The sequence below is a fragment of the Roseiarcus sp. genome (genome assembly GCF_052145395.1).
Lineage (GTDB): Bacteria > Pseudomonadota > Alphaproteobacteria > Rhizobiales > Beijerinckiaceae > Roseiarcus.
Map to the genome: position 1 here is coordinate 1 of NZ_JBKQOT010000233.1, position 7,137 is coordinate 7,137.

The window sequence follows — 7,137 nt, forward strand, 5'->3', positions numbered from 1 at the left end:
TGTTCGGAGAGCGGGCGCACATAGGGCTCGGCCTTGTCGTTGAGCCATGTCACCGCCAGCTCCGCCCCGAAGGCGCGTAGCTTGACCGCGCAGCCGTAGGCGATCGAATGCTCGTTGGCGATGCCGACGACGAGCCCCCTCTTGCCCTTGAGCATCTCCCCGATGGCCAAGTCCGGATCCCAGACTTTCGGCAGCGTATCGACGGAGCGGTTGGGCACGGCGTTTTCTCCCTGGCAGCAGATGTTGACCCGTTCTTAACGCTCCGGGACGACAGATGCATGAAGGGAAAAGCGCTGGCGTGGGCCTCGTCCTTGCGCCAAATCGCCGCAGCAGCGCGGGACGCCACTTACCCGGCGCCCGCCTCGCGGGTTCTACTCCACGGCGATCTTGTGCTTGCGCAGGCGGTAGGCCAGCGTCGGGCGGCTGATGCTCAAGAGCCGCGCGGCGAGCGAAAGGTTGCCGTTGGCCTCCGCGAGCGCCAGCCGCAGCATGCGCGCCTCGGTGTCCGCGAGGGCGGGAAGCGCGCTTGGTTGAAGCGCGTCCTCCTCCCCGAGCCGGTCGTCGGCTCTCAACGCGCCGTTCTTCTCAACGACGAAGGTCGCGGCGCTGACCTCCTCGCCGGCGGTCAACAGGTGGCAGAGATCGAGCGCGCCGCCGTCGTCGGCCAGAATGACCGCGCGCTCGATCATGTTCTCCATCTCGCGCACGTTGCCCGGCCAGCGGTAGTTGATCAGGGCGTCGACCGCGCGCTCGCGGAAGCCCGTGATCGTCTTGCCGTGCTTCTTGCACGCCCGCTGCATGAACCAGTTCATCATGAGTGGAATGTCGTCGCGCCTCTCGCGCAAGGGCGGCACGCGGACGGGGAAGACGTTGAGGCGGAAGTAGAGGTCCTCGCGGAACGAGCCGTCGCGGACGGCGTCGCGCAGATTGACGTTGGTAGCGGCGATGACGCGCACGTCGACCTTGCGCACACGCGTGTCGCCGACCCGTTCGATCTCGCCCTCCTGGAGCGCGCGCAAGAGCTTGCCCTGGGCGGTGAAGCTCAGCGTGCCGATCTCGTCGAGGAACAGGGTGCCGCCATGCGCCCGCTCGAAGCGGCCGGGACGCGAGACGGTCGCGCCGGTGAAGCCACCTTTCTCGACGCCGAACAGCTCCGATTCCGCGAGCTGCTCGGGGATCGCCGCGCAGTTGACTGCGATGAAAGGACCGTTGGCGCGCTTCGAGAGGCGATGCAGGATGTGGGAGAAGATCTCCTTGCCGACGCCGCTCTCGCCGAGGAACAGGACCGTCGCCTCGGTCGGGGCGACCTTCTTCACCATGTGGCAGACGGTGTTGAAGCCGCTGGAGATGCCGACCATGCCGAAGGAGTTCTCCTGGCCTCCGGCCGGACGCGCGGCGAGGCGCTGGGTCGCGTTCGGAGACGAGGCGGGAGCGGCCGTCCATTTGACGAAGTCGCCGATCTGCAGGAAACGCAGGTCGTCGCGGTCGGCCTCGCCCCACTCCTCGACCGGACGGCCGACGACTCGGCAGCGGTCGTGGCCCATGCCGCGGCACTCGACCTCGCGCCACAGGATCGGCCGGCCCATGAAGGTCGAGGTGTAGCCGCAGGCGTAACCGACCAGCATCCAGCACACGGGCTCGTCGCCGACGCCGTAGCTGGCGAGATGCGCCTCCGCCTCGGCGCAGTCGATCAGGGCGAAGTCGCCGAAATACCGGCCGCTGCCGACGTCGATGTCGAGGGCGATGGGCTCGCAATGGACGATGCCCTCGAGCGAGACCAGCTGGGGCCCTGCGAGGAAGTGATCCATGACGCTCGCCGCCGAGCGCAGCCTTTTCGCCATCTCGGCGTCCCGGGCGCCGGCCTGATAGCCGATGCGGGTGATGAGACCGCGGGCGGTCTCCTTGCCGAGGCTCTCGATCAGCTCCTGCCTCAACGCGCCGAGCGAGCTCACATGCATCAGCATCATGCGCTGGTCGTCGAGCGAGATGCGGCCTTGGCTCGGGGCGAACCGCAGACGTTTGGCGAGATCGTGGATCGCGGGAACGGCGATCGCGGATGGGCCCTCGGTCCGCGCGGCGGAACTCTCCGCCTTGAGCGCGGTCCCCTTCGCCCGGTGGACGTGAACGTTCATCTAAGCCTCCCGCTGTGACGCTTCTATCGGCGTCGGAATTTGCAGCGGACCTTAGGATGGTCTCTGTCGTCAGTCAACATAATTATCGATATTTTATCGCATTGACGATTTGAATGAAGGTTATCGGAAGCGCTTTCCTCCCCGAGCCGTCAGCTCGGCAACCGGGAATCCTGCCGCCGGCCCATGCGAGCGCCCCACCCCGTCGAGGGGCGATGGACCGCCCCTTGGACCTGCGTTGCGCCGGCGAGCGACGTCTGGACTGACATCAGATGGGCTCGACTGTGCTGGCGATGCCGGTCGCTCGGATAGCTCAGGACCGGCACGTCGATGGCGCCGGAAGGGTCTCGCAGCACTTGCAGAAGGATCGATATTCTCACGCGATCGATGCGCTTGGACACGTAGAGTTCGACAAGCCCGCGCAAGATGAAGCGTGAGACATAGATGTTCGCTATAATGCCGTTACATGTTGATATGGCCCGAGTCCGATGGCCCCGAGGATCAGGTCGTCCGGCGTAACCGTCGGACCCAGCGCCTCCAAGGTTCGACGCCAGCCAAGGTAGTTGGAGAGGTTTTTCGTGGCGACGCCGTGGAAGCGGCGCATCCATTCCTTGAAGCGACTGTGGTAAGCGTTGACGTTGTTGATATGGAAATCGGGCGCCTGTGGACTTGGTTTGCCGGGCGCCGGCAGGATATGCGTCGGGATGCTTGCCTTGCGGGCGAAGGCGACAATCGCCGAGCCACCGTCGCAGCAGAACTCATTGGCTGAGGTGACGGCGCCGCCGAGAGCCGCGGTAATGGACACCCGGTTCAGCTTCGGCAGCACCGCATCCGTGGTCGCGCCCTGCCGGTCTCGGGCGACGATCACGGGTATCTGTTCGGCGGAGAGGCCGGGCTTGGCCGATTTGCCGCCTCTCTTGCGAGCGGCACGCGGCATGCCGGATCGCCTGCCCTTGAACGATTCCAGAATGAACATCTCATCGCCCTCGACGATCCCGGCCAAGGTCGCGGGTTTGTCGCTAGCCAGCGAGGCCAGAAACCGGTGTCTCCACCGAAAGGCCGTCTTGTCGTCCACATCGCACCGCTTCGCGGCCTTGGCGATACTGACGCCGTCGATCATGGCCTCGACCTGCATGACCCATTTGTCCTTCATGCGCAAACGGGCCAAGGGCGTCTTCGTCAGGGCGTTGAACGTGCGGCGGCAGGTCTTGCAGCGATAGCGGGGCAAGGCGCTCGCCGTTCCCCAGGGCGCTACGTCACGGCAGTCGCAGTGCGGGCAGCCGATGATGTCCACCCGGCGCTGCCCGAGTTCGGCCACACGAGCAGCTCCTGCCCGCTGTGAAGGCCGTGCCCGCGCTTTGTCTGGCGTCGGGGCCGGGTCAGTTGTTGAAGTGTCCACCACGGCAGGCCCGACGTCACGGCTGGCCGCAGCCTCGGAGAGGGCGAGCGCCTGCCAAACCTGTCGCCGCTGCGGCTCGTTCAACGACGCGATCCCGCCCAGCCAATGCTCAAACTCCGCCACGTCCATGGCGACCTCCTGACATCGCAGGCCGCCATGTTAGCCGATTTCCATAGCTAACGCCAAGTGAGCCTTCGCGGAAGACCTCGTCGCGAAATCTTGAAGTCAATTCAGCCTTCGCCAGCACGAAATCGGCAATCGCCTCCGTGTCGTTCAGGTCCAGGAAGGGGATCGCTAGCGCCGGTAGACTTTCGTCGCTGGCGACCGCGACAATCGCGGACCCATCCCGCCACAACAGGGCGTAGCCCTCGCTCGGACGGTGAACTTCGATGGCCGCATGACGATGGGTGTGGAACCCCTCGACGAGGACAAGATCGACAGGCGCGAGCCGCGCGACGAGGTCTTCGAGCGCCGGATACGGCCCGTCGCCGACCTCGTGCATGAGCGCCCAGCGCGCGTCGGACACGAGCATGACCTCCTTCGCGCCTGCCTCCCGGTGGACGAACGAGTCCTTGCCAGGTCGATCGAGGTCGAAGCCATGGTGCGCATGCTTGATCGTGGACACCGTCAGGCCGCGGCGCCGCAGAGCCGGGAGCAGGGAGGCGATCAGCGTCGTCTTTCCGGACCCGCTGCGCCCGACAAGTCCGATCATCCGCATGGGCACGCCAACGTCTGAGACGTTCGGGAGGCAGCCTCGCCCCCAGAGGGAGCGCCGGTCGTTGCGCCGACGTGCCGGTCTCTTTGTCGATCAGACAGCGGATTTCCACGCCACAAAGACGTCGACTGCGACGTCCGGAACGGCGTACCTCTCAACTTGGCACACAATCGATTAGCCACCGTTCTCAGCTGGTGTCGTTCGTGGGGGTCGCAACGCCGAGCGACTTTGTACTCCCGTGGCGTCCGTCGCTCCGCCAAGGGGGCTCACTCACGCTATGAAAGCATATGCCCCTCAATCAGCCCTCCGCCGCTTCCATTCGTCTCTCAGTTCTTCGATCTTGAGTGAGCTCGTGATGATTTCTGCGGTAAGCCGCAAGTGATTGGTGATCGCGTCTGTGGCTGCGGTACTGTCTCGCGCAACCGTCGCATCAAAGAGCCGCCTATGCTCAGCGGACACGTCGCGGTCGCGGTCCACCACGCCGGAATAGCGTCGATAGCGTTCCGTCCGCTGATAGAGTTGGGAGCGGATCTGGAGAAGCTTTGCCGAACCACAAGCGTTGACCAACGCTTCATGAAATGCCGCGTGCGCGATCGCCCATTGATCCGACAGGAGGCGTAGATCGTCCTCGACGCGCTCCGAAATTCTCGAAACGCGATGCCATGCGGCGACCAGATTTGTCTCCCAGTCGAGATCGCCGTGCGCGATCGATCGCGCCAACGCGATCTGCTCGATCTCCACGCGCGCCTCGGTGAGGTCTCGGAGATCCTCGACCGAAAGCGGGGCCACGCGATAGCCCTTCTGGGACTCCGCTATCACGAGTCCTTCGGCGCCAAGCCGCGAAAGGGCTTCGCGCACGGCGCCGAGGCTGACTTCCGAGGTCTCGGCGATGTCGTTGATGCGCAGTTTGCTTCCCGGAAGAAGGCGGCAAGCGAGGATTTCTCTCCGAAGGGTCTCGAACATCCGGTCCGACTGGGTCTTGTTGCTCATCGTTTAGTCCGCCGTACTTCCGTCGTCCTTCGCTTCCCCGGGCGCGCGGACAATTCGAGGCCGCGCCGCGGAAGAGGGCGTCAGCTGAGCCATCCGCATAGCTCGTCCGTCGGGACCGTTGCGGTCGGCTGGATATGACGCCGACACGCGCTCGCGCAAGGCCTCAGTCCTCCCTGGGGTCATTCAAAAAAATCTGTTATCACGCAAAAAATCTATTTTCAATCACGAAATCCCATGATATCGACGAGACAATTGAGATTGCTGCGTTCACCGCGGCAGGTCGGGCGGAGGGAACGATGAAGCTTTTCCGGCATGGGGCGGTTGGCTCGGAGCGGGCGGGCGCTCTGGATGGGAAGGGGATCAAGCGAGATCTCTCGCTGCTGGTCCCAGACATAACGCCCGATTGGCTGTCGCCCGAAAAGCTGCGCGCGATCGCGGCAATCGACCTCGAGAAGCTGCCGATCGTGCCGGATGGCGTTCGAATTGGCGCTCCGGTCGGCGGCGCGCGGCAGTTCATCGCCATCGGCCTCAACTATCGCAAGCATGCGGCCGAGTCGGGCATGCAGATCCCCAAGGACCCGCTCGTCTTCAACAAGGCGATAACCTGCATACAGGGTCCGAACGACGATCTCGTATGGCCGGAAGGCTCCGAGAAAATGGACTGGGAGATCGAGCTCGCCATCGTCGTCGGCGCGAAGGCGCAGCGCGTGAGCCGTGAGAGGGCGCTCTCGCACGTCGCCGGCTATTGTCTCGCCAACGACGTGTCGGAACGCGAATGGCAGGCCAATCGCAGCGGCCAGTGGGTCAAGGGAAAGAGTTTCGACACGTTCGGTCCGCTCGGACCCTGGCTCGTGACGGCCGACGAGATACCCGATCCACAGACGGTGCCGTTGTCTCTCTCCGTCAACGGCGCAGTGCGGCAGAAGAGCGGCACGAGCGACATGATCTTTTCGGTCGCCGAGATCCTTTCGCATCTGAGCCAGTTCATGACTCTCCTGCCTGGCGACGTGGTCGTCACCGGAACGCCGGAAGGTGTGGGAGCAGGCATGAAGCCGCCGCAGTTCCTGAAGCGCGGCGACGTCGTCGAACTCGAAGGCGGAATACTCGGATCCCAGCGGCAGAAAGTGGTCTGAGCCGGAGTCCGACGCCGGCGCGAACGCGAAAAACGATCCGCGGGAGAAAAAAGTGGACGTGCTCAAGCTCAAGTTCATTCTCTTCATGGTCTCGCTGGTCCTGCGAAGCTCCATCAAGAAGTATGACGCGGTGCGCAAGCACATTGGAAAGACGCGCGCCGTGGTGCAGGTGAAACTGCGCGACGGCTCGATCGGGCGCTGGTACGACATCTCGATCGACGGCGTGAAGAGCAAGGCCGGGCTGCATGAGAAGCCCGACGTGATCGTCGATATCCTCGACGTCGAGACGGCGCTCGCCTTCCTCAACCCGAACGCCGACATGGGCGAAATTATTCATGCGATGAAGAATTTTCGCGTGCTGCTGATGGGCGACGATCGGCTGTCGGTCTGGTTCGCGCAGCTCATGAATCTCACCGCCAGCGCGAAGCTCGAATATGGCAAGACAATGCCAGACGGCTCGGTGCGCTACACGCAGAACGGGAACGGCGGACCGACGTTCGTCTACGTGAAGGACGGCAAGATCCTGCGCATCACGCCGATCGACCTCGACGACAAAGACGCGCCCAGCTTCGTCATCCGCGCGCGCGGAAAGACGTTCACGCCGGACCGGCGCGCGAGCATCAATCCGCACGCCCAGACCCTGAAGTCGATGGTCTATTCCGACAAGCGCATCCTCTATCCGATGAAGCGGATCGACTTCGACCCGAACGGGGCGCGCAACCCTCAAAACCGCGGCAAGTCCGGCTACGTCCGCATCAGCTGGGACGAGGC

General features: G+C 64.1%; 7 protein-coding genes and 1 pseudogene. 2 read left to right on the top strand and 6 right to left on the bottom strand.

The window, feature by feature from the left end; genetic code table 11:
- The 6 genes from ACLP25_RS07870 to ACLP25_RS07895 form a co-directional block, all read right to left on the bottom strand.
- A partial coding sequence (locus ACLP25_RS07870; RefSeq protein ID WP_442468664.1) for an SDR family oxidoreductase occupies positions 1-155 on the bottom strand: 155 nt, incomplete at its 3' end.
- A gap of 216 nt (positions 156-371) precedes the next feature.
- Positions 372-2,132 (bottom strand): sigma 54-interacting transcriptional regulator, encoded by a 1,761-nt coding sequence (locus tag ACLP25_RS07875; RefSeq protein WP_442468658.1) that lies wholly within the window; start codon positions 2,130-2,132, stop codon positions 372-374.
- 149 nt (positions 2,133-2,281) lie between these two features.
- Positions 2,282-2,530, bottom strand: coding sequence for a hypothetical protein (locus ACLP25_RS07880; protein WP_442468659.1), 249 nt, complete (start codon positions 2,528-2,530; stop codon positions 2,282-2,284).
- Between the two features lie 50 nt (positions 2,531-2,580).
- Entirely contained in the window at positions 2,581-3,657 is a 1,077-nt protein-coding gene (locus ACLP25_RS07885; RefSeq protein ID WP_442468660.1) for an IS1595 family transposase, read from the bottom strand.
- Positions 3,638-4,246, bottom strand: a complete 609-nt coding sequence (gene mobB / locus ACLP25_RS07890) for a molybdopterin-guanine dinucleotide biosynthesis protein B (RefSeq protein ID WP_442468661.1) — start codon at positions 4,244-4,246, stop codon at positions 3,638-3,640. The genes ACLP25_RS07885 and mobB overlap by 20 nt, the downstream gene beginning before the upstream one ends.
- Positions 4,247-4,537: 291 nt before the next feature.
- Positions 4,538-5,233 (bottom strand): GntR family transcriptional regulator, encoded by a 696-nt coding sequence (locus ACLP25_RS07895; protein ID WP_442468662.1) that lies wholly within the window; start codon positions 5,231-5,233, stop codon positions 4,538-4,540.
- Positions 5,234-5,529: 296 nt separating this feature from the next.
- Here ACLP25_RS07895 and ACLP25_RS07900 point away from each other — a divergent pair, with 296 nt between their 5' ends.
- The gene (locus ACLP25_RS07900) at positions 5,530-6,366 is read left to right on the top strand and encodes a fumarylacetoacetate hydrolase family protein (RefSeq protein WP_442468663.1); all 837 of its coding nucleotides are present in this window, start codon (positions 5,530-5,532) and stop codon (positions 6,364-6,366) included.
- 52 nt (positions 6,367-6,418) lie between these two features.
- A pseudogene (locus ACLP25_RS07905) lies at positions 6,419-7,137 on the top strand (molybdopterin-dependent oxidoreductase); the annotation flags it as partial.

Coding starts and splice junctions, on each gene's coding strand:
- ACLP25_RS07885 (WP_442468660.1), bottom strand. CDS start 3,657: ATGGACGTGGCGGAGTTTGAGCATTGGCTGGGCGGGATCGCGTCGTTG.
- mobB (WP_442468661.1), bottom strand. CDS start 4,246: ATGCGGATGATCGGACTTGTCGGGCGCAGCGGGTCCGGAAAGACGACG.
- ACLP25_RS07900 (WP_442468663.1), top strand. CDS start 5,530: ATGAAGCTTTTCCGGCATGGGGCGGTTGGCTCGGAGCGGGCGGGCGCT.
- ACLP25_RS07875 (WP_442468658.1), bottom strand. CDS start 2,132: ATGAACGTTCACGTCCACCGGGCGAAGGGGACCGCGCTCAAGGCGGAG.
- ACLP25_RS07895 (WP_442468662.1), bottom strand. CDS start 5,233: ATGAGCAACAAGACCCAGTCGGACCGGATGTTCGAGACCCTTCGGAGA.